Annotated in this window: 23 protein-coding genes and 1 other RNA gene; 7 read left to right on the forward strand and 17 right to left on the reverse strand. The window is 46.7% G+C overall.

The window, feature by feature from the left end:
- Positions 1-87: 87 nt before the first annotated feature.
- The 6 genes from PBN151_RS15655 to PBN151_RS15680 all read right to left on the reverse strand — a co-directional run bounded on the left by PBN151_RS15655 (position 88) and on the right by PBN151_RS15680 (position 9,231).
- The gene (locus PBN151_RS15655) at positions 88-1,539 is read right to left on the reverse strand and encodes a L,D-transpeptidase (RefSeq protein ID WP_083545159.1); all 1,452 of its coding nucleotides are present in this window, start codon (positions 1,537-1,539) and stop codon (positions 88-90) included.
- 22 nt (positions 1,540-1,561) lie between these two features.
- Positions 1,562-3,274: an NHL domain-containing protein gene (locus PBN151_RS15660; protein ID WP_072729748.1), complete on the reverse strand. Its 1,713-nt coding sequence runs from the start codon at positions 3,272-3,274 to the stop codon at positions 1,562-1,564.
- Positions 3,275-3,295: 21 nt separating this feature from the next.
- Positions 3,296-5,362: a FecR family protein gene (locus tag PBN151_RS15665; RefSeq protein ID WP_175560729.1), complete on the reverse strand. Its 2,067-nt coding sequence runs from the start codon at positions 5,360-5,362 to the stop codon at positions 3,296-3,298.
- A 92-nt stretch (positions 5,363-5,454) separates the two neighbouring features.
- Positions 5,455-7,311, reverse strand: coding sequence for a CHASE2 domain-containing protein (locus PBN151_RS15670; protein WP_072729750.1), 1,857 nt, complete (start codon positions 7,309-7,311; stop codon positions 5,455-5,457).
- 263 nt (positions 7,312-7,574) lie between these two features.
- Positions 7,575-7,808 (reverse strand): ferredoxin, encoded by a 234-nt coding sequence (locus tag PBN151_RS15675; protein WP_021253216.1) that lies wholly within the window; start codon positions 7,806-7,808, stop codon positions 7,575-7,577.
- Positions 7,809-7,923: 115 nt separating this feature from the next.
- A complete protein-coding gene (locus tag PBN151_RS15680; RefSeq protein WP_072729751.1) occupies positions 7,924-9,231 on the reverse strand; it encodes a DNA polymerase IV in 1,308 nt (435 codons plus the stop codon).
- A 289-nt stretch (positions 9,232-9,520) separates the two neighbouring features.
- On the opposite strand from PBN151_RS15680, the gene cimA reads away from it, so the two are divergent.
- On the forward strand, positions 9,521-11,134 hold the full coding sequence (cimA, locus tag PBN151_RS15685) for a citramalate synthase (RefSeq protein WP_072729752.1): 1,614 nt from the start codon (positions 9,521-9,523) through the stop codon (positions 11,132-11,134).
- A gap of 90 nt (positions 11,135-11,224) precedes the next feature.
- On the opposite strand, the gene PBN151_RS15690 is transcribed toward cimA, so the two are convergent.
- Positions 11,225-11,773 (reverse strand): TlpA family protein disulfide reductase, encoded by a 549-nt coding sequence (locus PBN151_RS15690; protein ID WP_072729753.1) that lies wholly within the window; start codon positions 11,771-11,773, stop codon positions 11,225-11,227.
- A gap of 170 nt (positions 11,774-11,943) precedes the next feature.
- On the opposite strand from PBN151_RS15690, the gene PBN151_RS15695 reads away from it, so the two are divergent.
- The 3 genes from PBN151_RS15695 to PBN151_RS15705 all read left to right on the forward strand — a co-directional run bounded on the left by PBN151_RS15695 (position 11,944) and on the right by PBN151_RS15705 (position 14,556).
- Entirely contained in the window at positions 11,944-13,152 is a 1,209-nt protein-coding gene (locus tag PBN151_RS15695; protein ID WP_021253220.1) for an MFS transporter, read from the forward strand.
- A gap of 220 nt (positions 13,153-13,372) precedes the next feature.
- Positions 13,373-13,825 (forward strand): helix-turn-helix domain-containing protein, encoded by a 453-nt coding sequence (locus PBN151_RS15700; protein WP_021253221.1) that lies wholly within the window; start codon positions 13,373-13,375, stop codon positions 13,823-13,825.
- Between the two features lie 47 nt (positions 13,826-13,872).
- Positions 13,873-14,556, forward strand: a complete 684-nt coding sequence (locus PBN151_RS15705; RefSeq protein ID WP_021253222.1) for a zinc metallopeptidase — start codon at positions 13,873-13,875, stop codon at positions 14,554-14,556.
- Positions 14,557-14,650: 94 nt separating this feature from the next.
- Here PBN151_RS15705 and gltC read toward each other — a convergent pair whose 3' ends face one another.
- Together gltC and PBN151_RS15715 are read right to left on the reverse strand one after the other, a co-directional pair.
- On the reverse strand, positions 14,651-15,595 hold the full coding sequence (gene gltC / locus PBN151_RS15710) for a glutamate biosynthesis transcriptional regulator GltC (RefSeq protein ID WP_072729754.1): 945 nt from the start codon (positions 15,593-15,595) through the stop codon (positions 14,651-14,653).
- A gap of 117 nt (positions 15,596-15,712) precedes the next feature.
- Positions 15,713-16,306 (reverse strand): rhomboid family intramembrane serine protease, encoded by a 594-nt coding sequence (locus tag PBN151_RS15715; RefSeq protein WP_021253224.1) that lies wholly within the window; start codon positions 16,304-16,306, stop codon positions 15,713-15,715.
- Between the two features lie 201 nt (positions 16,307-16,507).
- Here PBN151_RS15715 and tpx point away from each other — a divergent pair, with 201 nt between their 5' ends.
- On the forward strand, positions 16,508-17,026 hold the full coding sequence (gene tpx, locus PBN151_RS15720; RefSeq protein WP_021253225.1) for a thiol peroxidase: 519 nt from the start codon (positions 16,508-16,510) through the stop codon (positions 17,024-17,026).
- A gap of 128 nt (positions 17,027-17,154) precedes the next feature.
- Here the strand turns inward: tpx and PBN151_RS15725 are convergent, their stop codons facing one another.
- From PBN151_RS15725 to PBN151_RS15735, 3 genes are all read right to left on the reverse strand, one after another.
- On the reverse strand, positions 17,155-17,547 hold the full coding sequence (locus PBN151_RS15725; RefSeq protein ID WP_005546086.1) for a DUF1499 domain-containing protein: 393 nt from the start codon (positions 17,545-17,547) through the stop codon (positions 17,155-17,157).
- Positions 17,548-17,693: 146 nt separating this feature from the next.
- Positions 17,694-17,876: non-coding RNA, 6S RNA (gene ssrS / locus PBN151_RS15730), on the reverse strand.
- A 166-nt stretch (positions 17,877-18,042) separates the two neighbouring features.
- Complete coding sequence (locus PBN151_RS15735; RefSeq protein ID WP_051614221.1) at positions 18,043-18,864, reverse strand: YesL family protein; 822 nt, start codon at positions 18,862-18,864, stop codon at positions 18,043-18,045.
- 170 nt (positions 18,865-19,034) lie between these two features.
- On the opposite strand from PBN151_RS15735, the gene PBN151_RS30480 reads away from it, so the two are divergent.
- On the forward strand, positions 19,035-19,157 hold the full coding sequence (locus PBN151_RS30480; protein WP_083545160.1) for a sporulation protein YjcZ: 123 nt from the start codon (positions 19,035-19,037) through the stop codon (positions 19,155-19,157).
- A 122-nt stretch (positions 19,158-19,279) separates the two neighbouring features.
- Here the strand turns inward: PBN151_RS30480 and cshA are convergent, their stop codons facing one another.
- Positions 19,280-20,878: a degradosome RNA helicase CshA gene (gene cshA / locus PBN151_RS15740; RefSeq protein WP_072729755.1), complete on the reverse strand. Its 1,599-nt coding sequence runs from the start codon at positions 20,876-20,878 to the stop codon at positions 19,280-19,282.
- 295 nt (positions 20,879-21,173) lie between these two features.
- Here cshA and PBN151_RS15745 point away from each other — a divergent pair, with 295 nt between their 5' ends.
- Complete coding sequence (locus PBN151_RS15745; protein WP_036619974.1) at positions 21,174-21,977, forward strand: YitT family protein; 804 nt, start codon at positions 21,174-21,176, stop codon at positions 21,975-21,977.
- 172 nt (positions 21,978-22,149) lie between these two features.
- Here the strand turns inward: PBN151_RS15745 and PBN151_RS15750 are convergent, their stop codons facing one another.
- The 4 genes from PBN151_RS15750 to PBN151_RS15765 are packed head-to-tail and all read right to left on the reverse strand — an operon-like array spanning position 22,150 to position 26,268.
- The gene (locus PBN151_RS15750) at positions 22,150-23,094 is read right to left on the reverse strand and encodes an ABC transporter ATP-binding protein (RefSeq protein WP_028533861.1); all 945 of its coding nucleotides are present in this window, start codon (positions 23,092-23,094) and stop codon (positions 22,150-22,152) included.
- A gap of 13 nt (positions 23,095-23,107) precedes the next feature.
- Positions 23,108-24,157 (reverse strand): ABC transporter ATP-binding protein, encoded by a 1,050-nt coding sequence (locus PBN151_RS15755; protein ID WP_072729756.1) that lies wholly within the window; start codon positions 24,155-24,157, stop codon positions 23,108-23,110.
- A 24-nt stretch (positions 24,158-24,181) separates the two neighbouring features.
- Positions 24,182-25,321 carry an ABC transporter permease gene (locus PBN151_RS15760; protein WP_072729757.1) on the reverse strand — a complete coding sequence of 380 codons (1,140 nt, stop codon included), beginning with the start codon at positions 25,319-25,321 and terminating at the stop codon, positions 24,182-24,184.
- Complete coding sequence (locus PBN151_RS15765) at positions 25,321-26,268, reverse strand: ABC transporter permease (protein WP_072729758.1); 948 nt, start codon at positions 26,266-26,268, stop codon at positions 25,321-25,323. Before PBN151_RS15765 ends, PBN151_RS15760 begins: the two co-directional genes overlap by 1 nt.
- Positions 26,269-26,315 lie beyond the last annotated feature (47 nt).

Genomic DNA, 26,315 nt, shown 5'->3' on the forward strand with positions numbered 1-26,315 from the left:
AGTAATTTATGGGAAAGAGCCGGATTCCAAGTTATGCTTGTGAATTCCGGCTCTTCTTTTTCTCCACAGGTGTGCAAGGATGTACGATTACAGCCAGCGATATTTCTTGTTCGGATTGTCCTGATTTGGGCTCAATTTGAGCCGGTAGCGGCCCTCCTTATCCGGTACAAGCAGTTCATCGGGCAATATATCAGAGCCGATTACGACCTCTGTCCCCATCGGCACCATATCGAATAATTCTTCAACATCTTCCTTCCCCATCCGTACACAGCCAAGCGACTTATCTCTCCCAATGCTTTCCGGCTCATTCGTGCCATGGATCGCATATAAGGTATCCGATAGGGTCATTCCCCTGCTGCCAAAATCTCCAGTAGATGACCCGTTTGGATCGACTACCTTTTCAGAAATCCGGAAGGTTCCTAACGGGGTTCGTTTGCCGCCGAGGCCAACTTTGTAATTTCTAACCATTATATTCCCGCTTACAACCGCAAGCCGATGTCGCTTCTTATCTACCAGAATTCGTAGAGGCTCTCTGAACGGATCTACCTCATCGCTCCATATCTGATTCAGCGCCTGCTGCTTAGCCTTTTTCGGGGCTGCCTGCTTGGCGTTCTTCATCCGAGCTATAAATGAAGCAGATACTTCTTCATAGGCACTTGCAATCTGCGGCGTAATACCGGACACGATATTGTTCGGGTATTTGCCTGCTAGGGCAGCCAATTGCTTCGGCGGTTGATCCTTCGTATGCAAGGCCGCCGTCAGTGCTGACTTCGCCACTAGCCGTTCTACACTCCTAGGCATCCATTGCTGAACAAAGGATTGTGCCTGGGAGCGCTCTGCCTCACATTTGCACTGCTTGCCCTGCAGCGGAGTAATCACGATCCGTCTGCCATCCGAATCGGATGTCAACCGATTGTCGGGACGCAAGGGCGGCTCCCACATCCACCAATTCTGCTGAACACGAATATTCAGCAAATAGTGAACATGACCAGTCCCAGAGGCGAAATGCTCTGTATGCCTCAGGGCTTGACCGAAGGCTGCATTGTCATGTTCAGGAACAAGAATGCCTATCTGAGTAGAGAGAGCAGGGGTACCAACTAGGTGATGATTCCCGGCTCTCGAAGAAGACGTATCATCACCCGCTGCTTCTATTCCCTCATCAGTAATGGCTGGGTGCAATCGGGAAGGCGCATTCACCTCTCCCGCTATCGAGCCGAGTAGAAGGAATACCAAAATTGCTGCCCCCACCCGGTTTCTCACCTTCCGCGGCGAGGACGACACGGTCTGCTGCATTTGCGTTTGCGCCAGCAGTTCCTCTATTTGTTCAGAAGGACGTGGTACATTCTCGAATGCATGATAAATATCCCCTGCTTGCTTAAAGCAGTATTTCGCCTTGCCTTGTTCGCCATTTCGCTCATACTGTTTCCCGAGCAAGTACCAGGCCATCCGATTATCTGGATGCGCCTCAATATATTCTTTCATGTAAGCTTGGTCTTTCTTCGATCCGAGTGGATGATTTCCATCTGATGAAGACGTCAATCACATTCCTCCCTTCAGCAACTTACTTAGCTGTAATTCGCTGTGGCGGCAAATACGAGCCTGTTGCCGCGTAGCGCAGGAAGATTCGGTCTCTTACTACAACTGCTCGAGCTTGTGCAACCCACTGTACATCGAAGCCGAATTGTTCAGCTACGAATCGGACAGGTACTAGAATCCTGCCATTTTGGATAAATGGGGCTGCTGGCAGCTTCGAGACGGATGATGTGCCATTGTCTGTCACATTGACTTGACTGCTCCCCGGACGCAGATCGAAACTGCTATCTCCAAGCTGAAGAATCACACGCTTGTCTGCACGCCATACCGTCTTATACCCCAAGGTTTCAGATAGAACCCTCAGAGGCAAGTAGGTTCTATCATCTTTAATCATCGGCGCTGTATCCGAGTCCAGACGCAAGCGATTATAGACAAGCTGTACCTGGGATGCCCGCGGCTGCCCCGAAGATCCCATAATTCCCTCTGGGAGTTCATAACGGCGAATGAGACGAATTGCATTGTTAAACGCATCCGTCACAGCGATTGACCCGTTCGCAAGCACAGCAACTGCTGTAGGCTCGTGTAGCTTGGCGTACGAGGTAATCCCGTCTACGTCGCCGCTCTTGCCAGCTTGTCCGCTTAGTGTAACGACCTCTCCCTTATATATATATCGGACAACATGGTTCCATCTATCAGCGACTACAATCCCATTTTCCTCCGTAATTGCAATTCCTGAAGGATTGTTGAATAACGATCCTGTAGCAGCGCCGTCGCGATATCCACCAGATGCATACAACACTTGCTGGACGTTCGGTGCTGTATAAGCTGCAGTTGAGCTGCTCCCAGCAATGGTGGATACATTCCCCTGCTTCAAATCAATCACACGAATACGCTGATTTCCAGTATCCGCAATGGCTAACTTGCCATCACGCATCATTGCAATCCCACTTGGTTCATTGAACTTTGCCTCAGCGAGCTTGCCATCCTTATAATCTCCAGCTCCAGTTACAGCTCCAGGGGAATATTCGACGATTCGAGAAGAACGGGCCGTCAATGTCGTGACCGTACCATTGGCATCAATCCGTCGAATGACATGATTTAATGCATCAGCCACATAGATAGACCCGTCATCCGCTACTGCAATTGCACGCGGCGAATAGAAGCGCGCCTGCCCCGCTTCGCCATCCTTCCATCCAGGAATGCCATCGCCGGCTACAGTTGATACATTCCCATTTCGATCAATTTTACGAATAATATGATTACCTGCATCAGCTACGTACAGATTCCCCTTCTTATCCGCTGCCATTCCAATCGGCTGATCGAATTGAGCTTGAATATCGTTCCCGTCTTTCCATCCCTTCGTATTCCTCATGCCTATTGTCGCCAATATCCGCCCATTTACGTCCAGTCGTCGGATGACCTGATTGCGTGTGTCTGCAACAAAAACCGATTTCCCTTCGGATACAATTCCAGAAGGGAATTGTAGGCTCTCTTCTGGTTTTTTGGCCAGCGCGCTGCCTGATAAGTAAACCGTTTCGTACCAATGTGATGCAGACTTCCATGCGCCCATCTCGATCGCTGGGGAAGTAAAGCGTTCAAATGCTTGCGTCTGATCAGAATTCTTGTTCAACGATGAGGCTGCTGCATAAACCTCGGCAGATGATGCCACCGATGCAGTGCTCGCTATCAGCATAAAGGTGACGGCAAGGCGGAATTTCCCTGTTACTAGTCCTACTTTCATCTCCACTATCTCCTTCAATCTTTACGGAGTAACCTTAATCTCAAGTGGTTTCTCCATTTTATTGACTTGCAGCAGCGCACCTTTCTCATCATAGAAACGAACATTGGATAGTTCCAATGTAACTGGGTCTTTGCTGCCATCCTTTTTATAAGGCAGCTTAATGAGCGTGTCGTCACTGCTTAGCGTCACATGTCCAGCTTTAGTCATCATAATACGGTACGTAATCAGGTTGCCTGCCGTCACTACCGAATCCACACTATTGCTCGACTGATAATCTCCAGGGAGGTGTGCAATTCGAAATTTGCCCCCGCCATCACGATATGTATCCGGATGACTCAGCAATTGAGCTTTGTCTATCTCAGCTCCAGCTACCTTGATTGTAAATTGCAGTGTTGCCGCAGGAATCGGTGATGTTAGTCGCTTCAGTACTGCCGACACAACGAAATCCTCATTTGGCTTGACCTGATCTACATTGGCAGCCAGTTCGAGAACATGCTCCTGTGGTTTCGGATCTGGTTTCGGATCTGGTTTCGGATCTGGTTTCGGATCTGGTTTTGGATCTGGCTTTGGGTCTGGGCCTGGGTCTGGCTTCGGATCCGGTTTTGGATCTGGCTTCGGATCTGGTTTGCTTGGATCCGGCGTATTCGGATTAGGATTCATTTTTCCACCCTGGGTATCGCCTTTATTTTTGTCCGCTTCCTTGCAAACTCGGTTTTCGTACGCATTCTGGCATACTTCCAAGCGGGCATTTTGCAGATTTTCTTTAAATTGCTGTTTTGCATGCTCCGAACCAAGAGAGTCCTCGTAGTTCTTTTCTATTTTGGCCAGCTCTTCAAACTCCGCAGCCATCCGCTGCTCTTCAAGCGAGTGATTGCTTCCTTCCTTAGGAAGAGACACATTTTCTTGGAGCACTCCCAGCTTAACCTGTTCTTCAACATGCTTACGTATAAGAGACTGCTGCTGACCTTCCTCCTTTGTCAACATGAGCTTGGCTGTTTTCCATGGCAGCCCAGTCTGATTTGCCTCCTGTTCGGTCAGCTTGCCATGTTCAACAGCAGTACGGATCACATATGCAATAAAATTACTCACATTATGGGCTGCTCGAGTCTCAAACAGAATCGATTCACTCTTGCCGCTGTTCAAAATATCACCGATCATCTGAATGGATCCAATCGGCAGAATCCCACCGTATTTTCCCTGCAGCAAGCCATACGATCGAAGTGCATCACAAGAGCGCAACTGCTTTTGTACTGCTTCACACTTTTCCGCTAACCAATGAGTCCTCATCGCTTTATTCTCATCTTCTGCATCTGACGCACCCGCAATCATCGCCTGAACAATGGCCATGTCCCATTGATCCAGCAATGTTATCGCATCCGCGTATCCATATTTCATTCCAATGCCCTGCTCAGATTCCGAGAACGCCGCAGTCTGTGCCGGAAATACATCATGATGGCCTATCGTTACGACCTTGCTTCTGCCAAATGTTGAATCCAGCTTCGTCCCTTGCCGATTGTCAAGAGAACCAGCATCGCTGCTTATCTTGATTGGGTACTCGGTACGTACCGTACCGGCTGTAACATACAACTGGGTCAGTCCATTGAACGGATGTACTTTAACCCCAAATTGTGTTCCGCGCACCGCCATAACAGTCGTCGGCGTCTCAAGGACGAACCGATCATCGGTTCCCGCAATCGACTTCACCTTGGCAAATACAGAGCCAGCCCATACACCGATGCGTGTTTTTACACCGCCGTCCTTTTTTAGTTCTGTAAAACTAACATCTGCACTCGCCCCAATGGTCAGCTCATCATCTTTATCCCCACCGGCCAATTGAATAACAATGCGTGATTTATCTCCCGTGAGAAGACGATCACCTTGATTAATGCTCATCTTCTTGAACACTTGGATCGCCTTGTCCCCTCCTGCCTTCGTTACGTATACACTGCCCTTCCATTCCTTCACAACACCTACTCGTACAGCTTTGGCAGGAGCCTCTGCGCCGTACACGGTTCCCCATGATCCAGTTCCAAATAGAGTGAAAAATACAACCATACAGGCGAGGCTGCTTTGCAACAAGCGTTTCATTTGCATTCCTCCATGCTCTCCTTACATCACATATAATTCAGGTGTCAGACAACGTCAGCATGAACATACTGACGGATCCCCTTCGTTCTGACTCATTCTCGTTCTGATAACACTTCATATGCCATTACTTCTTCGGACTTCCCCTTTAATTGGAGGGGTCCAATCTTTGCCAGGTCGAAGCGATTGCATATTCGCACGTACGTACCTTCCCCAACTACGATTTGCCCTGGTAAAGCCCTTGATTCTAAGCGTGAAGCCACATTGACGCTATCTCCAATCGCCGTGTAGTCCAAGCGTAGCTTCTCTGAACCAACATTGCCCACAATCGCTTCCCCACTCTGAATGCCAATGCCGATCCCAAATCGATCACTAAGCTCAATACCTTCCGCTAGCCGTGCACGCAATTCCTCAGCACAGCGCTGAAGCTCTAATGCGGCACGCACTGCATGATCCGCATGATTATCAAGGTGATATGGAGCTCCGAAGATCGCCATAACGCCATCACCCATAAATTTATCTAATGTCCCATTGTGCTTAAATATCGTGTCAGCGCACAGATGCAAATATTGATTCAAGAGCTGAAGCGTTGACTCTGGTGCCAATCGTTCTGACAATGGGGTAAATCCTCTAACATCAATGAACATCACTGTAATATCCGTGCGTACCCCACCTGCCTTAACAGGCTCATGTGATTCCAACAGCTTCGTTACCACGGAGGGTGATACATATCTGCCGAATAGATCTTCAACATGCTGTCTTGCTCTCCGTTCCTCCCGACCACGGTAAGCGACAATGAGAATATAAGAAGCCCCCATTCCGCACAATTCGGTAAAGTAAGGAATGAAGACGGAGCCGCTCTCGTAAATCCCAATCCATACGAGCGTAAATACCAAGACGATGCCTATAGCAGCTGCCGCCCCTCGAATTCCCCGAATTCGCGATGCACTCCAGACTACGGCACCAATGCCAATGAACAAGGCAAGAACGTTCCATGCGATTGGCGCTTCCTTATAGAAGCGGCCTTCTACCAGGGATTGAACCATATTCGCGTGAATCTCAACACCATACAATGTCATGGATCGACTAAGCGGTGTCATATGCCGGTCGCTCAAAGACGCAGCATATGGACCTATCAGCACGACAGAATCCTTATAATAAGAAGGATCAACCGTGCCATTCCATACATCAGCGAATGACTGACGGTCATATCCGTCCACGTCCTCCTCACTGCTTCCATATATAGAAGAGAAATAATCAAAAGCAGCTTGCCCACGATCATCAGTTGGAATTCGCTTTGCTCCTCTATACCATGTTCCACTTGTCTCATCCCATGAAATCTGTTCATTTTCCGGCAGCAGCTGATTCGCCGCTAAAATATCAATTGAGGGAATCATACTTCCCCGCTCATCCGGAATGCCAAGACAGATTTTTCGGATAACACCATCTCCATCAGGCAATACATTCACATGTCCAAGCTGACTTTCACCAATTTGAATGGAGGATGGAGGCCGTTCCACACTTTCCGCCCGAAGGGAATCCGCATGTTCCTGTAAGGGAAGAAGGGATACTTGCACGGGTAAATAAATGGTTGGGTATGTATTCAATTGCTCAGATAAGGTTCGGTCGTCCCTCTCATTCTGGGAAGGATCTAGCATAAGTATATCGATGATGACCGCTCTAGCTCCAGCCTTCATCAGCTTCGCGCTTAATTCAGCATAATGGGATCGTGGCCATGGGAAAGAGCCCATCTGTGCCAAGGAAGGCTCGTCAATCGTAATCATCTTAATTCGATCATCTGGTTGGCGTTCTTCAATACTCTTCGTACGCAAGGCATCACGAAATGCCTGCTCTGCCATATGAAACACGCCGCCTGTCCCATTACTATACCCATATACCGTAACCATCGTCAGTATCATAACAACCAATGACGGGACGGCAAATTTTTTCATTTCGATATCACCTGCTTCATTTGAAGGCATGAACCCATATATTGAGAATTACAGTTTGATATACTCTGCTATATTTAATCTATCATATTGTATGAGCGTATACGATGATATGGGCAATTTCAAGTTGAATTTTGTCGAATTTTGCGAATTTTCGCTTTGACGCAGTAATTAGATGGGGTGAGCAGATATAATAAAATCCCCGCGGGAGGCGCGGGGATCGTGTAGGTATTCTCTCTCTATGTGAGTATACAGCTTGCAGTAGGTTAGTTAAATGGTGCGTCCGCAATCTTAATAGAATCTGTTGGGCAGCCATCTGCAGCATCTTGCAGATCGTCGAACAGATCGTCAGGGATAGCGGTTACCCCTTGGTTGTTATCACCTTCATAAATAACTTCTGCGATACCTTCATCGTCGTAGTCGTAAATGTCAGGTGCAGTAGCTCCACATGCGCCACAAGCGATGCATGTGTCTTTATCAACCCAAGTATATTTTGCCATTGGTTAGTTCCCTCCTGTAATGTTACAGATCTTCTTGGTTCCTCCGTTATCAATATAATACAAACAAGCTTGGAATTCAAACGATTTCCAACTTTTTTAAATGATTTGGAAATTATTATTCGTCCCCTGATTCATGCAGCGTATCCGTCTGGAGTGAAGTCCCTCGTACACGATGGTTGCGAAGCAATGAGGATGGATCATCCCCTATCATTCCTAACGTAACAATCGCATTCTCTCCATATTTATCTCGAATCCGATCCATCGTCTCTATCAATTGCTCCCGCTTCGGCTGCCGCTCGAAGTCGAACAGATCCAACTGAACGGCTGCCTCTTGCTTCGGTACTAGATTTTGACCTGTAATCCCCAGCAGTCGAATAGGGCTGCCTGAAGTCCAATGTCGTTCATAGAGCTTCCATGCTTCATCCAACAAGATGTCCGCATCATCTGTCGGCCCTTGAAGCGTGCTCGACCTCGTAATCGTCTTCATCTCCGGATTACGAATCGTAAGCTGCACCGTTTGCGCCATCAACTTCTGCTTCCTGATCCGACGAGCAACTTGATCAGCCAAGTTCAGCAGAACCCTTCTTACTTCTTCCTTCGATTCCACATCCCTAGGCAAAGTGGTCGTATGACCGATCGATTTGCTCTGTTCGCGTTCCGCCTTCACCTGCCCGTCGTCCAAACCATGTGCCGCCTGCTTCATCCAATGTCCCTGTATGCCAAATAAAGAAACAAGTCTCCCCTCATCAGCATGGGCAAGCTCTCCGATGGTTCGTATTCCTGCCCGTGACAGCTTATCTGCAGTCTTCCGCCCAATGCCGAACAACTCCCCGCATGGCCTGTGCCACAATTGCTGAGGTACATCTCGGATTCGAAGGATCGTTATGCCGTTTGGCTTCTTCATATCAGAGGCCATCTTCGCCAGCAGCTTATTAGGCGCGACACCTATAGAGCAGGGCAAATTTAATTCTTCCCGGATTCGCGTCTGAAGTTCGTTCGCGATATCGAGCGGTGTTCCGAATATTTTGGATCCAGTAATATCCATATAACACTCATCAATCGATACCACTTCCACCAGTGGGGTATAGCTGCGCGCAATGTCTATAAAGGCTCTCGAGTACTTCCGATATAAATAAAAATCTGGACGTATGACAATCAAGTGAGGACATAGCCGCATCGCCTGCTTCACATGCATTCCTGTTCGAATACCAAGCTTACGGGCTGCATAAGAACAAGTAACAATGATCCCCTTGCGCAATTCCATACTTCCTGCAACCGCTGTTGGCTTCCCCAGATACTTCTCCGGCTCCTCTGCGGCATGTACAGAGCAATAGAAAGCATTCATATCGAGATGCAGAATGACGCGACCCTTGGTCGGATAATATTGTTGTATGTTATCACGCGAGGTTTCGTTCTCGTTCATACACTGTCCTCCTTCCTAACATATTAATGATACCTCTCATCCATAATTTAATTGTAAAATTTATACATCTTCGTTAATCGATCAATTCATCTATTCGAACAATTGTTCTTCCTAATTCCTAAGCTTACCGATATCTCTGATCGGTTGCAAGCCTCTTTCAAGACTCCCGTTGGAAAAAAAACAGTGATTCATTTATGAAAATACGTCTATACAAGCAAAAAAGCAGTGCTATAATAGGGAAATAGTTATTTCCATATTCATCCTTGCAAAACTGAAGGAGGTTCCGAGAATGTCGAAAGTCATTTCTATTTTTGACACTACACTTCGCGACGGCACCCAAGGCGAAGGGATTAGCTTGTCTGCAGACGATAAGATCAAGATCGCGCGCAAACTTGATGCGCTTGGCGTCACATACATTGAAGGCGGCATTCCAGGCAGCAATGGCAAGGATATTGAATTTTTCAAACGAGTAGCGGCATATTCATGGAATGCGAAGCTAACCGCATTCGGCAGCACTCGCCGCAAAGACTCAATGGCCGAACAGGATTCGAACCTTAATCGGATAATCGAAGCGAACGTTCCTGCCGCAACGCTTGTCGGGAAGTCATGGGACTTCCACGTACACACTGCGCTGCAAACTACGCTGGATGAGAACCTAGCTATGATCTATGATTCCATCGCCTATCTGAAGCGAGCAGGGCTTGAAGTCATGTTGGATGCTGAGCACTTCTTCGACGGATACAAGAACAATACAGAATATGCGCTTGCTGTACTATGCAAGGCGCAAGAAGCCGGAGTTGATTGGGTCGTTATGTGCGATACGAATGGCGGAACGCTTCCTGGCGAGATCGGCAGTATTATTCGTGACGTATACAATCACGTCCATGTGAAACTCGGCATTCATACTCATAATGATTGTGAGCTTGCTGTCGCGAACACACTTGCTGCGGTAGAGGCGGGTGTTACCCAAGTGCAGGGCACCATTAACGGATATGGCGAGAGATGCGGCAATGCTAATTTGTGCTCGATCATCCCAACACTTCAATTGAAGATGGGCTATTCTTGTGTTAACGCAGAGCAACTACAATCGTTGACGCCTGCTGCACGCTATATCAGCGAAATTGCCAACGTCACGATGCCTGTGAATCAGCCTTATGTCGGCAATGCAGCCTTCGCCCACAAGGGTGGAATCCACGTGTCCGCGATTATGAAGGATGCCCGTACCTACGAGCATATCGTGCCTGAGCTGGTTGGCAACAAGCAGCGAATTCTCGTCTCAGAACTAGCAGGTCAGAGCAATGTACTATCCAAAGCACAACAATTGGGCTATGAGCTTGACCCTACGAAGCCTGAAACGAGGGCCATTATGGAGAAAATCAAGGAGCTTGAGCATCAGGGATATCAATTCGAAGGTGCTGACGCTTCGTTGGAGCTGTTGTTGCGCCAGGCTACAGGTCAAGCTGAAGATCCATTTACATTCGAATCTTTCAAAATACTAGTTGAAAAATCTTCATTACGCTCCGTTGTATCGGAAGCGATTGTGAAGCTGCAAATTGATGACGAGTCGATCTACATGGCTGCAGAAGGCAACGGTCCTGTGAACGCTCTCGACAGCGCATTGCGCAAAGCACTGAGCCGTCACTACCCTTCCATCGCCGACATGCACCTCACCGATTACAAGGTTAGGGTGCTCGATGAGAATAATACGACGGCTGCCAAGGTACGCGTGCTTATCGAATCAACAGACTCGCGCAATACATGGAGTACGGTTGGCGTCTCTAGCAACGTCATCGAAGCGAGCTGGGAAGCACTTATTGACAGTATTCGTTATGCACTCATCGGTCAAGAGAAAGTCGCTACATCGGCTGAACGCAAAGAACAAGTCGGACTCGTCAATCACTAATAAAATGCGATATATCCGGAATACGAAAACAGCCATAACCCCTTTAACGAAGATGTTACGGCTGTTTTCATTTTTCGTTTTTCGTTTTTTTTATTCCTCTATGACTTGTTGAATCGCTTTTTCTAATTCAGCTGGAGGTCTTATGCCATCGTAACGCTGCCGGATTACCCCATTCTTATCCAGCAATACATTGGTAGGAAATCCAATTCCGTTATACGCCTTGAAAGCTTTCCCCGCGGTATCCAAGAGCACTGGATTCGTCAATCCAAAGGCAGACACGAATTCTTTGGCTCCTTCCTCCGTATCATGAGCGGTCACATTGATCGATACCATCAACAGCTTATCCTTGTATTTATCATGCAGCTTCACTAAATCAGGTGCCTCTGCCTTGCATGGATCGCACCATGAAGCCCAGAAGTTTACAAAAATCGGCTTATCCTGCTTGCCACCAACTGTAATCGGATTCTGACCGCCAAGCACATCCAGTGATATGGACGGTGCTAACTGCCCTACTTGTCCGCCAATCTTAGTCGGTGTGTCATTCATGGAGGCGGTAGTGTCTGACTTATCGTAATTGTTCCATATCGCGATTCCAATGAGCGCAACACTCACTACAAGCAATATTAGACTTTTTTTCATTCTTGATTCTCCTTGTTCGCGTCTTGTTCCGTGTTCATATTGTACCCTTTTTCCAGCAAAAATACGATTCCCCACAATAGCTTTCTGAGCAAACTTACGTATGCCAACCTAATTATGCGGGCACAGTAACGACGAATGAAATATGACTACTCGCGAAGGAAAGATGATATATGGCATCTCAACAATCAAGGCCATTATGGATTGAATATGCAGCGTTAGCAACTGTCCCGCTTGTTATGGTATTGGGCAATTCCATGCTCGTGCCCATTCTGCCCGAGGTGAAGCGCAATCTCGGATTAACTTCCCTGCAGACAAGCTTCATCATCACCTTGTTCTCACTGTCTGCCGCCATTATTATCCCGGTCGCTGGATACTTATCCGATCGCTATGGCCGCAAGAAGATTATCATACCTGGTCTTCTCATCTATGGGATTGCCGGGGTGTTCACCGGCCTTGGCGCGTTGTGGAACTCCTATCCACTGCTCATTAGTTCACGAGCAGTTCAAGGCTTGGGTGCAGCAGGAACTGCACCTATCGCCATGGCTCTCGTAGGGGATTTGTATAAGGATGCTGAAGAGAGCAAAGCCATGGGCTTAATTGAAGCATCGAACGGAGCTGGCAAAGTTATTAGTCCGATTCTTGGCGCTGCGCTTGCTCTCTGGACATGGACCGCTCCTTTTTTTGCATTCCCATGTTTTTGCGCGCTCTCGCTTGTGGCCATTATCTGGCTCATTAAAGAACCCAAACGACAAAAGGAGCCAACCCCACTCAAAACTTATTTGCATAATGTCGGCTCCATATTTAAGAAAATGGGACGGTGGCTCATCCCCGCATTTTTTGCAGGGTCGCTCGCCTTATTCATTTTGTTTGGCATTTTGATTTATCTATCCGATATATTAGAGGAAAAGCCGTATTCCATCCAAGGCGTTGTGAAGGGTCTTGTACTGGCAATCCCTTTGCTTGGCATTGTGACGACTGCATTTATCACAGGCAGCGTAATCAAAAAGAACGGCATACTTATCCGGCGAATGATGATCATCGGGCTTGTACTTATGTCTCTGTCATTGGGACTCACCATTATGTTCCATAAGCAGGTCTATTGGTTTATTGCGTTAATTACAATAAGTAGTATAGGTACTGGCATGCTGCTGCCTTGTCTCAATACGATGATTACGGGCAGCGTGGAGAAGGCTGAGCGCGGCATGATTACATCGCTATACAGCAGCCTGCGATTTTTCGGCGTAGCCCTGGGTCCTCCCCTGTTCACTTGGATGATGAGCAAGTCACATCAGATCATTTTTATTTCGGTGACAGCTCTATCCATCATTGCCCTCGTACTCGTCTGTCTCTTTATTAAGCCGGATGCGAAGGTTCAATGATCATTCCCATCATCCCCTAAATAAGATAAGCGAAGTCTCGGAGCGGACACCATCCTATGGCCGCTCCTTTCTGCCATTTCTCGCTAAGTTGAACTCTGCTCCAGGAAAGAATGTAAATTGTCATATAAATGCCATGTTCAAACAGGAATTTCAGAACCATAACGTTTGACTGTATGGTTTGCAATCTTGTATCATAGAATGAATAAGTGAGGTGATGACGATGGGGGCTACTAACAAGTTAATACGAATCGGAGAGCTGGCACGCGCCGCGAATGTAAGTCAACGAACGATTGACTATTACACGACGATAGGCCTGATTGAACCGGTGAAGCGCACAAATACAAACTATCGTCTGTACAGTCATGAAACGATTGAACGAATCGAACGTATTAATCAATTAAAACAAGAAAAGTATAGTCTCGATGAAATCAAGCTTTACTTCTCGCAATTGAACAGCGTGACTGCAGAACGTGAATTGGAAGAACGACTTACCGAATTGCAAATCCATTTGCAAAAGCTCGAACGTGAAGCAAAAGAGCTCAGCCCAATGCTGGATAAGCTCAAACCAACACAAGCGCAGTCATTGTTCAATCGTCTCGCAGCTCAAAGCGCGGCTTGTGTAGAGGTACTGCTCACATTGATCGATAAGGGCAACAATCACTTTATGATGTAAGTCAGATTGCTGCTTGACCGTACTCTTGATGTTTAGGAGGTTTGTACATGCTATTTTTTCACCCGATGGATTTCTTGATTCTAATCGCTTTTGGGCTCTCAATTTGGGCGCAGTTCCGCGTTAAAGGAACCTTTCAACGCTTTGCTCAAGTAAGAGCAATGAGTGGTCTAACCGGTTACGAGGCAGCGCGCCGCATGCTGGACGCGAATGGCCTGCATGATGTTCCAATCGAGCCGATTCAAGGTGCGCTTACTGACCATTACGACCCGATTAACCGTGTTGTACGTTTGTCCGAACCCGTATATTATGAGAACTCAATCTCTGCAATCTCAGTAGCATGCCATGAAATCGGCCATGCGATTCAGCACCAGCAGTCCTATCCGATGCTTGTTCTGCGCCATCGCATGTTCCCATTAGTTAATTTCTCATCTGGTATTGCGCCTTTCATGTTGATCGCAGGCTTCCTCTTCCAATGGAGCAATTTGATTCTGTTAGGGATTATTTTCTTCTCTGCAGCGGTATTGTTCCAGCTTGTTACCTTGCCAGTTGAGTTCGATGCAAGCAGACGTGCACGCGATCTAATGATTGCTGAAGGATTCGTAACGAACGAAGAAGAGCGTGGCGTAGCGAAGGTTCTTAACGCAGCGGCATTAACCTACGTTGCAGCAGCTGCCATTTCTGTACTGGAACTATTGAAGTACATTATGATCTTTACAAATCGCAACGACTAATCTCGAACGTGAGCCATTGATCCAAGAATCGAAGAGCCCCATTCCTATGCGGATACGCATGGAATGGGGCTCTTCTGTATCATGACAAGCCTATTTATGATGAACTAGCAGAAGATGAAGCCGCCGCTGTTTTAGCTAGTTGCTGTAAGTCGTGCTGAGCAAAATATTGAAGTAAAAAGGCATGGAATGTATGCGCGACAAGAGGCAATTTCTCCCCTGATCGGCGTATGATGCCTATTGTTCTCGTTACTTCCGGCTTTGCAACCCGTACTCTGGCAGGCTGCAGCTCAGAAGTATGTTGAAGCGCCATGTCCGGCAATAAACTCACTCCCATACCAGCAGCGACAAGTCCCCTTATGGTTTCAGTCTCCTCACCTTCGAAGCCAATACGCGGCGTAAAGCCCGCTTCGATGCAAGCATCCCATACAATGGGACGTAGGGAATACCCTGGACTAAACAGAACAAAAGTATCTTCTTTCAGCTGCGTCAATGTGATTTCTTGTTCATTCGACAACGGGTGATTTGGAGGCAAGATTGCAAACAATTCCTCGGTCAACACAATCTCTCCGGTTACATGCTCACACTCCTTCGGGAAAGGAGAAATGAACGCGAGATCCACTTCGCCGGATACGATATCCCGTATTAGTGACGGATACATGCCTTGCTTGAAACGAAACTTTACATTCGGATGACGCTTGCGGAATTCTGCTACAATGCTAGGAATGAGATGCACACCTAGACTATGCGGGAACCCAATCCGAACTTCCCCCAACTCTGGATCCATAAACTCTTGCACTTCTTGAATCGATCGCTCAAGATCCTTCAAGATTTCCTCCGCCCGCTTGCAGAACAATTGACCAACAGGTGTTAACTGAAGGTTCCGTCCCTTCTGAAGGAACAACTTAACACCTAGTTCTTCCTCTAGTTGATGGATTTGCCGGCTGACGGCGGATTGCGCCACATGCAGTTCTTCAGCAGCTTGCGTGACATGCTCTTTTTGCGCCACTTTCACAAAGTAGTGCAATTGCCTAAGTTCCACGACTTCTCGCTCCGTTCTGTCAATTATGCTATTTCATCAATTTCATTTTCTACCTGCAATTCAAGAGGAGTGCATCACTACCCTCTGGACAAGAGCTGTATGATATGCAAGCTCTGCTCACCGGATAAGCCTTAATACACCATACACGACAAATCCAGCGGCTAAGCCACCCAAATGGGCACTCCAGCTGATGCCTTGAATGACAAAGGATTGAACAATACCAATCCCTAATATTATAAGCAATGTTCGACGGGATGCCTCATCAAGTGTCTGACGCCGGAACAGGGCAATAAACAAATAGGCCCCGTAAATGCCGTATATTGCACCTGATGCTCCAACCGCAAGTGTCCCCCATTCCGATAGCCACAGTGCAGTCGCATTCCCTAGCAATCCACTTATGACATACAGGACGGCATACTTGAACGATCCCATCATCTGTTCGAGCGGCGGTGCAAAGACAAATAAGGCGAACATATTAAACAGCAAATGCTCAAACCCACCATGCAGGAACATGGCAGCGGCAATGCGCCATGTCTCCTTATTGAACGGCTCTACCTTCCAGATTGCCCCATGTCGAAATAGATTTTCACCATTTGTACCACCACTAGCCATCAGCACGATAAACATCACGATATTGGCGATGATAAGCAGCGTTGTAATCGGGTAGCTTTTGACATAGGTGCGCCAATTCTCGTACCGAATAAAAATCATCGAGTTTCTCCTCACTTTCACCTGCCAGTTCACATTCATAGGCGTACTTGCCCCAACCATGTAATCGGCTACTCGGAATCATTCTCAATCGTGTAGCGAATTCATCACGAAGCGACATTGGACAACCTTATGTGCAAACCGTATAATGGACAATAGGTTTACCAATTATGTGCATGATATGTAAGAAGGAGGCTACCAACCATGTCCGCAGAACGTACAGGTGTGGCAACATTAAAAGGAAATCCTATCACATTGATCGGCCCTGAACTTAAAGTAGGCGATAAAGCGCCTGAATTCCAATTGAATAAATCGCTTGTTGATGTAGTTGGGCTTGAACAATTCGCTGGTAAAGTAAAATTGATCAGTGTAATCCCATCCATCGATACAGGTGTTTGCGATGCGCAGACGCGCCGCTTTAACGAGGAAGCTTCCAAGCTTGGCGACAAAGCCGCAATTATTACCGTGAGTGTTGACCTCCCAATGGCACAAGCTCGCTGGTGCGGAGCAGCCGGTGTGGACAATGTCGTCATGCTGTCTGACTACAAGGACAACAACTTCGGCAAATCTTACGGTGTGCTGATTAAGGAATTACACCTCGATATGCGCTCCATCTTCGTAGTGGATGCCGATAATACGATCCGTTATGTTGAATATGTTAGCGAGATGACAGAGCACCCTAGTTATGAGCAAGCATTGGCTGCTGTCCAAGCGCTTCTGTAACACCGCGACACAAATCAACTAGAGTAAAAGCGAGAGAAGAGTGAAGGCTCCTCTCTCGCTTCATGATCCTATCAACGAGTATTCATATATCGCCCTACGGCGCCCGCTACTACCTTCACTTCCGCTCATTAGCTATTCATTTTGTAAGATGCCAACTTCTTGTCCAATATGGCATACAAATCAAGAATAACACGATAGTTAGCTCCAAAATCACCAAGTCCACCGCGAGACGCGGAATAGATATCTATTGCGGTCTTGTTTGGTCCTACGTTAATGACAGATACGGTTATATCCATCGTCCGCCCCGTCATTGTTCTCTTCTCTAGCGTAATCTCGCCTACAGAAGACACCTCATGCAACACTTTGTACCCTTGAATTTTCTTTAGCGTGGATGTAACTTCACCCCAAGCTTTCTCTCGGGACATTTGATAATAATGCGTTTTCAATTTAGGGTCCTTTGCACGATCGCCGCTCGATTCAAAACTGCGAACGATACCGACCAGTACACGTTTGAGTGACAAGAGTGTGTTCCTCCTTTTTCTAGACAGCCGATGCTCACTTATCTATAGTGTAACATTGTTCGTAAGGATACGAAAGAGGATTTACATAGAAAAAGAAAACACCTCCTCCCATGAAGTCATTCACGAAAGAAGGTGATTCGTTAGAAAGAAAACCCGCCTATGCCGTTCAGCTCCTATGCTTCTGAACCCGCTCTCGCAGGTGGGTGCTCGCATAAGTACGTTTGACTTCCCTTCGGAGAGGGCTTGCCAGCGATACTTAGATGTTGAACTCCCTAGAAACAAACATTGGTTCAAAACAACGTAAGCCTACACGTACATCGCAGGATGTATTGTTTATTATACTGTGTTGTTCACGTATTGTAAACCTTGCGCCTTGCGTATTTCTTAACATTCAGTAGCGGATAAACTCTTAAAAAGCTACCCAAACATTCTAGTTCATCCGTTAGGATCAACATCATATCACATTTCTTCAATGCAATGCAAGTTCTAGTTCTCTTACTGCTTGTTAGTCGTGTTCCCCGCTTGTTCTCCATCCAATTGCGCAGCCTCTGATGTCTCGCCGTTCTCTGTATCGGCCGCTTCTTCACCTTCACCTTCCTGAGCAGCCACCATGCGCTGGTACTTGTCCTGAATCTTCGTGAAGGCGTTATTGAAGTTGAAGTAAGATAAGTATGCAATAAGTGAACCTGTGAAGAAGAACAATAGAACTGGCCATTTCGTCAAGCTAAAGTATAAAATGATGCAGCTCAATACAATCGTTACGATACTGCTAACAGGAGTGAAAATCGTTAACAGCACACTGTTCTTCATAATATGTGTTGTTTTTGCTTGTAAATGTGCAACCATCGAGAAGAAGTTAAACAGTGAAACGAACAGCAATATCAGCAAACCTAGCATTGCATACCCGATAAACTGCATAGACTTCAACTCAGTCATATACACGTAATAGTCGATATACATAATAACGAACAGCAGCGTGTAGAAGATACCGCCTACCATCGCCTGCTTATAATTATCTTTGTATGATTTGAAGAAGGTACGCAGGAGCTTTACGTCCGTGTCCCCCATGATCCACTTCCGCGCAACGGAGAACATCGCAGCTGTCGCTGGGAACAATGTAAACGGTGCCACAAGTCCCATCGCCCAATTCATCGTAATGGATTCATTGATAAAGTTCTGCTGATCAACCATCAGCTTCATGAATAAAAAAATAAAAAAAGGTGACGAACAGATAAGCCACAATATGTTCGTGACCGAAAAACGCATGATCCATTCTGAAATGCGGTAAAAGCCGCCCATAATCCCTCGAAATTCCAAAGGTCATTCCCCCTCATCATCCTGTCTCTACTACTATAATACAAATTGCTACCTTAGTGCCAGTGCCTATTTTGTATCCAATTAGGTTCGTGTCTACAGCGAGAAAAGGGACTCCGCATAGGATATTAAGTGAAAACACCAAACATCGCAGTGTTAAAGGAGGTTCCCGTATGGGGCAATTAGGTTTTGGAGGTAGCTGTGGAAGCTGTGGCTGTGGTTTTGGTTTTACTTCCACAGGGGTGATTCTTGTCTTGTTTATTTTGTTGGTTATTATAAGTCGCTCTTTTATATAATGAACTGTTGCAGCAATTCGGATTCACGCTAATCATCCTTGACATGCAAAAAAGACCGCTCCAACTGGGGCGGTCTCTTTTGATCAACGGAAGACATTCATCATTCGAATGTGCCTCGTGTCCTATTCGTCGCGCTTATTACGGTTCTCGTCGTTGTTAAAACGTCTTGGGCGGCGATCGCCACCACCACCATTGTTGTTGCGGTCGCGGGAATCGCTGCGGCCATAACGCTCGCCACGTCCGTCGCGGTTGTACCCGCCACGGTTGCCATCACGTCCACCATCACGACCACCATCGCGTCCTCCACGATAGTCTCGTCCGCCACCGGAACGACCATTGCGGTTGTAAGGTGCAGACATCTTGCGTCCGCTAGAACGAAGGTCTGGCTTGCGACGCTTCGCACGGATTGGATCTTCAGGAGTCAAGTTGATAGAAACATCCTTCTTATCCCCTGTCAGCATCTTGAATGCAGCAGACAACAATTGTACGGAGTCGTATTGCTCCAACAATTCAATGGAGATTCCTTTGTATTCATTTAACTCGCCATCCTTGAGAACATCAAGAATACGATCTGCAATGATACGTTGCTTCCCTTCGATTGCTTCTGCAAGGCTAGGAATCGGCTTGCGTGGAATACGATGACGAGTTACACGCTCGATGAAGTGCAAATGGTCAATTTCACGAGGCGTTACGAAAGACCATGCGCTACCTTCTTTACCAGCACGACCCGTACGGCCGATACGGTGTACATAAGATTCCGGATCTTGCGGCAAGTCGAAGTTAATTACATGTGTTACACCAGAAACGTCCAACCCACGTGCAGCTACGTCAGTCGCAACGAGGACATCAATGCTGCCGTCACGGAACTTGCGCATAACCGTATCACGTTGGTTTTGGGACAAATCGCCATGCAAACCATCTGCAGAATAACCACGCTTCTGCAATGCTTCAGACAATTCGTCTACACGACGCTTCGTACGGCCGAATACGATCGCAAGCTCTGGAGATTCCATATCGAGCAAGCGGCTCAATGCATCGAACTTCACACGTTCAGGGACTTCAATGTATGCTTGTTCAATGAGTGGAGCACTTACATGCTTAGGCATAACCGATACATGTTCTGGCTCGCGAAGGAATTGATTAGCAAGCTTTTGGATGTTCGGTGGCATCGTAGCGGAGAAAAGCATTGTCTGGCGTTGTTCAGGTACTAGGCTCAAGATGGAAGTGATATCTTCCATGAAGCCCATATCCAGCATTTCATCTGCTTCATCCAATACAACTGTTGCAACATCATCAAGACGAATCGTCTTGCGGTTGATGTGGTCAAGCAAACGACCTGGTGTACCGATAATAATTTGTGGGTGTTTTTTCAAAGCACGGATTTGTCGTCCAATATCTTGTCCGCCATAAATCGGCAAGGAACGAACGCCTTTGAAACGAGTCAATTTGCCGATTTCCTCAGCAACTTGGATCGCCAATTCACGCGTTGGAGTCATAACCAATGCTTTTACACGTTCTTCTGTTGGGTCAATCTTCGAGATCAACGGGATACCGAAAGCCGCCGTCTTCCCCGTACCCGTCTGCGCTTGTCCGATAAGGTCTCGTCCGGTCATCGCTACAGGTATCGCTTTCTCTTGGATTGGAGTCGATTCTTCGAACCCTAATTCCGTAATCGCCTGAAGCACTTTCGGCTCCAAGCCAAATTCTGCAAATGTCTTCAAAATATTCATACTCCTTCATTGTGGACAATCCACAGCCTTATCTGTATTCTTAAGTAGCGCGACAATGGTGACGAATGGCACTTTCAGTCAACCGTCTTCTCATATACAATGCGGAGGGACACTCTTATTGTGTAGCGTGAACTCCGCGTCAAATTCATGTACATCGTTGGTAACTAAAGCCTACTCAAGAATATCCAGAATATTATAACACAAAAATATTGAAGAATACCAGATCCGAACTAACTAATACTACGTTTTGAGGTGACATTGCTTGAAACGAATTTTTGATTTCATCATGTTAATTGCCGGGGCAGCGCTCATCGCTGCATCATTTAATTTGTTCTTAATGCCCCACCATCTGCTTAGTGGCGGCGTATCTGGATTATCGCTCGTAACGAATTACTTGACTCATTGGAATCCGAGCATTTTATATTTCGCCTATAATTTACCGCTAATCATATGGGGCTGGTTCGTGCTTGGCAAACGCTTTATTGGATATAGTTTACTAAGTGTCGTCGCGACAACTTACTTCATATCCGTCTTCCCAGTTAAAGCTGTTGCCAACGAACCGCTTTTATCTGCTGTATTTGGGGGCACACTAGTAGGTATCGGAAGCGGGATATCTCTACGAGTAGGCGGCTCATCAGGTGGATTTGACATTATCGGTTCAATTGTAACCAGATATCGCGATTTCTCAATCTCGAACATTCTGGTTGGAATGAACGCGGCTGTTATTGTAACCCATGGATATTTATCGAATGAGTGGGAACTGGCGCTTTACTCCATGGTCTCCATTTTTACGACCGGCAAAGTAATCGGCACCATCTATATTAATCACTACAAGGTAACGGTGTTCATTATTACGAGGAACAAGGAAGCACTTATTAACAAGCTGCTGGTCTTGCCGCATGGAGTTACCGTTATAAAAACCACAGGTGCATTTACCGATATTGAGAAAGACATGTTGATGACCGTTACTACACGTTATGAATTGACCGAGTTAAAACGTGTTATTCGTGAAAATGACCCTAAAGCTTTTGTAAATATTGTGGAGACTGCTGGTGTCATCGGGAATTTCCGAAGGCCGAAAAATAGGTAAGCCGTTCGGTTGCCAGACGTACATATGAATCGTTGTCAGCGATATAAGAAAGCCCGTCCATTTACTTGGACGGGCTTTCTTATGCGAATAAAATTTATAATTACATCGGTATGACTCGGATGCTCTACGCTGGATGTGGACATACTATGCGAAAATGCGCATCGTTTATTGATTATAGAGTCATCTCTTGCTTATACTTCTCAACTTCAGATGGAGAAGCGAACACATAATGCCCCGGCTTTATTTCAACTAAGCTTGGACTCTCCACATCATAGTTATGAATACTCGGACTATAATATATGCGTTGGCGATTCCGCTCGTAGTGCGGATCTGGATGAGGAATGGCTGAGAGCAGGGATTTCGTATACGGGTGGATTGGTTGCCGATATAGATCATCAGCCTTGGCTAATTCCACAATCTTCCCATTATACATAACGCCAATCCGATCTGAGAAGTATTTAACGACAGACAGGTCATGGGCAATGAACAAAATGGTAAGCCCAAGCTTCTTCCGAAGCCGATTGAGCAAATTCAATACCTGCGCCTGAATCGATACATCGAGCGCAGATATCGGTTCATCCGCAATAACAAGATCGGGACTCGTAATTAACGCTCTCGCAATTCCAATCCGCTGTCGCTGCCCTCCTGAGAATTCATGCGGATAACGACTCGCGTGTTCCCGGGTTAACCCAACGGTCTCCAAGATTTCATAGACCATATCCATGCTTTCCTGCTCACTACGGCAAAGCTTATTAATTTTCAAGCCCTCCGCAATTATTTCCTTCACGGTCATACGAGGATTCAGTGATGCGATTGGATCCTGAAAGATCATTTGCATGCCGCGCGTCACTTCTTTTTTAATTTCCTTGGTCAATGCCCCTGAAATGAGTGTTCCATTAAAATAAATTTCTCCATCCGTAGGCTCATACAGACGGATAATCGTTCTGCCCGTTGTCGTCTTGCCGCAGCCGGATTCACCTACAAGCCCAAACGTTTCGCCGCGATACACTGTAAAACTAATGTCATCGACCGCTTTGACCACTGTTTTTTTTCTACCAAAGCCGCTGCTGAAATATTGCTTTAAATGCTTAACTTCCAGCACCGGATCGCGAGTGATTACATTCGTCACCTTATCGCACCAGCCTTCCCGTTTGCTGCTCAATTCGTCTCTTCAATACATCCGGAAGCTCCACCTTCGGCGCATTCGGATGGAGAAGCCACGTCGCGGCATAATGCGTGTCGCTTATCCTGTACATCGGCGGCTCTTCCTCGAAGTCAATATGCATCGCATATCGGTTGCGTGGAGCAAAGGCATCTCCTTTGGGCGGATGCAGCATATTGGGAGGCGTTCCTGGTATGACTAGCAATTCATCGGATGAGCTCGTGCCCAGATCAGGCATGGACACAAGCAAGCTCCAAGTATAAGGATGCTTCGGATTGTAGAAAATCTCGTCCACCGTTCCATGTTCGACGATTTTGCCCGCATACATCACGGCCACGCGATCAGCGACGTTAGCCACCACCCCAAGATCGTGCGTAATGAATATGACGGACAACTGCCGTTCCTTCTGGATTTCCTTAATCAGATCGAGAATTTGCGCCTGAATCGTGACATCAAGCGCCGTCGTCGGCTCGTCACATATCAGTACCTCCGGATCGCATGCAAGAGCAATAGCAATGACGATACGCTGACGCATTCCGCCGGAGAACTGGAACGGATATTGATCGAATCGCTTCTCCGCATTCGGAATGCCTACTGCCTCCATCAGCTCCAGCGCTTTGACTTTGGCATCCGCTTTGCTTAGCTGCTGTGAACGAAGCGCCTCCATAATCTGTTTGCCAATCTTCATTACCGGATTTAGAGACGAAAGCGGATCCTGGAAGATCATTGCAATTTTAGAACCGCGAATTTCGGTAAACTGTTTCTCCGTATATTTCGTCACATCTTGTCCATGATATAGGATACTGCCGCGTTCAATAACGGCATTTTTCGATAATATCCCGACGATCGCTTTGTTCGTTACGGATTTCCCTGATCCGGACTCACCGACGATAGCCAGTGTCTCGCCTTTGTGCAATTCAAAGTCGACTCCGCGCACGGCCTGCACCTTTCCCGCGAACGTTTTGAACGAGATATGCAGATCATTAACTTGAAGAATCATATCGTTGTGTGTCGTCATCCTAGCTCCCCCCGCTATTCGCTATTATTCTTGGCCTCTCAAAGTTGGATCGAATGCATCCCGCAAGCCGTTGCCGAACATATTGAACGACAACATCAAGATCGAAATGACAATTGCAGGAAATAGCGTCAAGTGAGGATGCTCGAGCAGCACCTTCTGACCTTCTGACAGCAAGCCGCCAATGGAAGGTTCGGGAGCAGCGATACCGAGTCCCAAATAAGAGAGAAATGCCTCTGTAAAAATAGCCCCTGGAATCGCGAGCGTCGCTTGCGTAATGATCGGGCCGATTGCGTTTGGCATAATGTGCCGGAAAATCAATAAACGATCCCGCGCTCCCATCGTCCGGGATGCCAATACATATTCCTGACCTTTATGTTTATAGAACTGCGCCCGAATCATGCGGCTCATGCCAATCCAGCCCGTAATCACCATCGCTAATATTAACGGAGTTATACCTGCACCCATGAGCATGACAAATAGAATTACGACGACTAAGCCAGGTATTCCACTCAAAATCTCAATAATCCGCTGCATAATCATATCGACCGCTCCGCCATAATACCCGGAAATCGAACCATATGTAAGTCCAATCAGCATATTGATGGTCACGGCCATAAACCCGATAATCAACGAAATGCGGGTACCCTTCCATAACCGCGTCCATTGATCACGCCCCAATGCATCAGTACCCATCCAGAAATATTTATCTTTGGCCTCTTTTAACTGATACATATCAACTTTTGCTTGCACCATTGGAATTTTGTTGCCGCGGTAGTCGACTTCATACTCTTTAAGCACTTTCACGATCGAGCCTTTATATTTTTCTTCCATGCTCGTTTTTTTCACGTCCATCACTTTCGTTCCATCCCAAATCCCCAGCTTCTCCAGCACCGGGACACGCGGGGGCAGCAAGCTCCAATCAATATGCTGTTCACGGTAAGTGTATGAACTGATCATTGGAGCAATGATCGCAAGCAGAATGATAATGCCAATCACAATCGCCGCGATGGTAGAAGCTTTATTCCTGCGGAATCGCAATAACGCATCTTGTAAAAATCCAATTGCCTTGCCTTCGAATTTCTCGTCCGCGATAGGCTTGTCCCGTTGAACGAATTCGAATGGGTTCCGTTCCATGTTGGGCTCCGTATTCTGGCTCGTCTTCATTACTTCTTCCCTCCCATTCGAATGCGCGGGTCAATAATTCCATATGATAAATCCACGATCAAGATGCTGATAAGAGCGATTATGGAATAGAAGAACATAACAGCAATCGTAAGCGGATGATCCAATGAATTGATCGAGTTCACGGACAAGGAGCCGAGACCCGGCACGCTGAAAATGTTCTCGATTACGATCGCTCCCGACAATATGGAGAAAATCATCGGTATAAGGATATTGGAGAGCGGAATGAACGAGTTGCGAATCGCGTGGCGCACGGTAGCCTGCATATGCGATAGGCCCTTCATTCTTGCCAACAGCATATAATCCGAATTAATTGTTTCGCATAATTCGGCGCGCAAATACCGGGTTATGATTGCTATTTCACCAAAGGACAACGCCAGTACCGGTAAAATCATAGATTTAAACTTATCCCAAGTGATCCCTTGATCCGTCGACAGCAAGATCGGAAGAAGATCCCACTTGAAAGCCACCACATATTGCAACAACGCTGCAAATACGAAGGAGGGCACCGAAATAAACAGCACGACCATCATATTGATCCCGTGATCGGTCATCGTATTCTTCTTTAATGCCGCGATGATTCCGCACATAATGCCTATTGGGATCGTAAATATAAGCGCCAATATATTTAACTGAATCGTGATCGGAAGTTTTTCCTTAATAATATTAAATACCGGAACCTTAGGCTGGACTTTAAGCGAATCTCCGAAATTGAAAGTAAGGAAATCCCCCAGGAAATATACGTATTGAACAATTAGCGGCTTATCCAAATGATATTTGGCTTCCACCCGTTCCCGAATGTCCTTAGGCAATAACGGATCGTCTACGATGCTACCGGGCATAGCATGAATTAGAAAGAATAGCAGGCTAATGATAAGAAATAGAGTAATAGCCATGGCAATGAGTCTTTGCGATATGTATCGTAACATAAGCCTGGAACTCCTTTTCCGCAAGGTAGGAGACCTTGCGCAGCCGC

The sequence above is a fragment of the Paenibacillus sp. NAIST15-1 genome, assembly GCF_001894745.1.
GTDB lineage: Bacteria > Bacillota > Bacilli > Paenibacillales > Paenibacillaceae > Paenibacillus_B > Paenibacillus_B suaedae.

What these genes read in the sequence shown, in the direction of transcription:
- PBN151_RS15660 (WP_072729748.1), bottom strand. Translation starts at nt 3,274, where the DNA reads ATGAAAGTAGGACTAGTAACAGGGAAATTCCGCCTTGCCGTCACCTTT.
- PBN151_RS15665 (WP_175560729.1), bottom strand. Translation starts at nt 5,362, where the DNA reads ATGAAACGCTTGTTGCAAAGCAGCCTCGCCTGTATGGTTGTATTTTTC.
- PBN151_RS15670 (WP_072729750.1), bottom strand. Translation starts at nt 7,311, where the DNA reads ATGAAAAAATTTGCCGTCCCGTCATTGGTTGTTATGATACTGACGATG.
- PBN151_RS15675 (WP_021253216.1), bottom strand. Translation starts at nt 7,808, where the DNA reads ATGGCAAAATATACTTGGGTTGATAAAGACACATGCATCGCTTGTGGC.
- PBN151_RS15680 (WP_072729751.1), bottom strand. Translation starts at nt 9,231, where the DNA reads ATGAACGAGAACGAAACCTCGCGTGATAACATACAACAATATTATCCG.
- cimA (WP_072729752.1), top strand. Translation starts at nt 9,521, where the DNA reads ATGTCGAAAGTCATTTCTATTTTTGACACTACACTTCGCGACGGCACC.
- PBN151_RS15690 (WP_072729753.1), bottom strand. Translation starts at nt 11,773, where the DNA reads ATGAAAAAAAGTCTAATATTGCTTGTAGTGAGTGTTGCGCTCATTGGA.
- PBN151_RS15695 (WP_021253220.1), top strand. Translation starts at nt 11,944, where the DNA reads ATGGCATCTCAACAATCAAGGCCATTATGGATTGAATATGCAGCGTTA.
- PBN151_RS15700 (WP_021253221.1), top strand. Translation starts at nt 13,373, where the DNA reads ATGGGGGCTACTAACAAGTTAATACGAATCGGAGAGCTGGCACGCGCC.
- PBN151_RS15705 (WP_021253222.1), top strand. Translation starts at nt 13,873, where the DNA reads ATGCTATTTTTTCACCCGATGGATTTCTTGATTCTAATCGCTTTTGGG.
- PBN151_RS15715 (WP_021253224.1), bottom strand. Translation starts at nt 16,306, where the DNA reads ATGATTTTTATTCGGTACGAGAATTGGCGCACCTATGTCAAAAGCTAC.
- tpx (WP_021253225.1), top strand. Translation starts at nt 16,508, where the DNA reads ATGTCCGCAGAACGTACAGGTGTGGCAACATTAAAAGGAAATCCTATC.
- PBN151_RS30480 (WP_083545160.1), top strand. Translation starts at nt 19,035, where the DNA reads ATGGGGCAATTAGGTTTTGGAGGTAGCTGTGGAAGCTGTGGCTGTGGT.
- PBN151_RS15745 (WP_036619974.1), top strand. Translation starts at nt 21,174, where the DNA reads ATGTTAATTGCCGGGGCAGCGCTCATCGCTGCATCATTTAATTTGTTC.
- PBN151_RS15755 (WP_072729756.1), bottom strand. Translation starts at nt 24,157, where the DNA reads ATGACGACACACAACGATATGATTCTTCAAGTTAATGATCTGCATATC.
- PBN151_RS15760 (WP_072729757.1), bottom strand. Translation starts at nt 25,321, where the DNA reads ATGAAGACGAGCCAGAATACGGAGCCCAACATGGAACGGAACCCATTC.
- PBN151_RS15765 (WP_072729758.1), bottom strand. Translation starts at nt 26,268, where the DNA reads ATGTTACGATACATATCGCAAAGACTCATTGCCATGGCTATTACTCTA.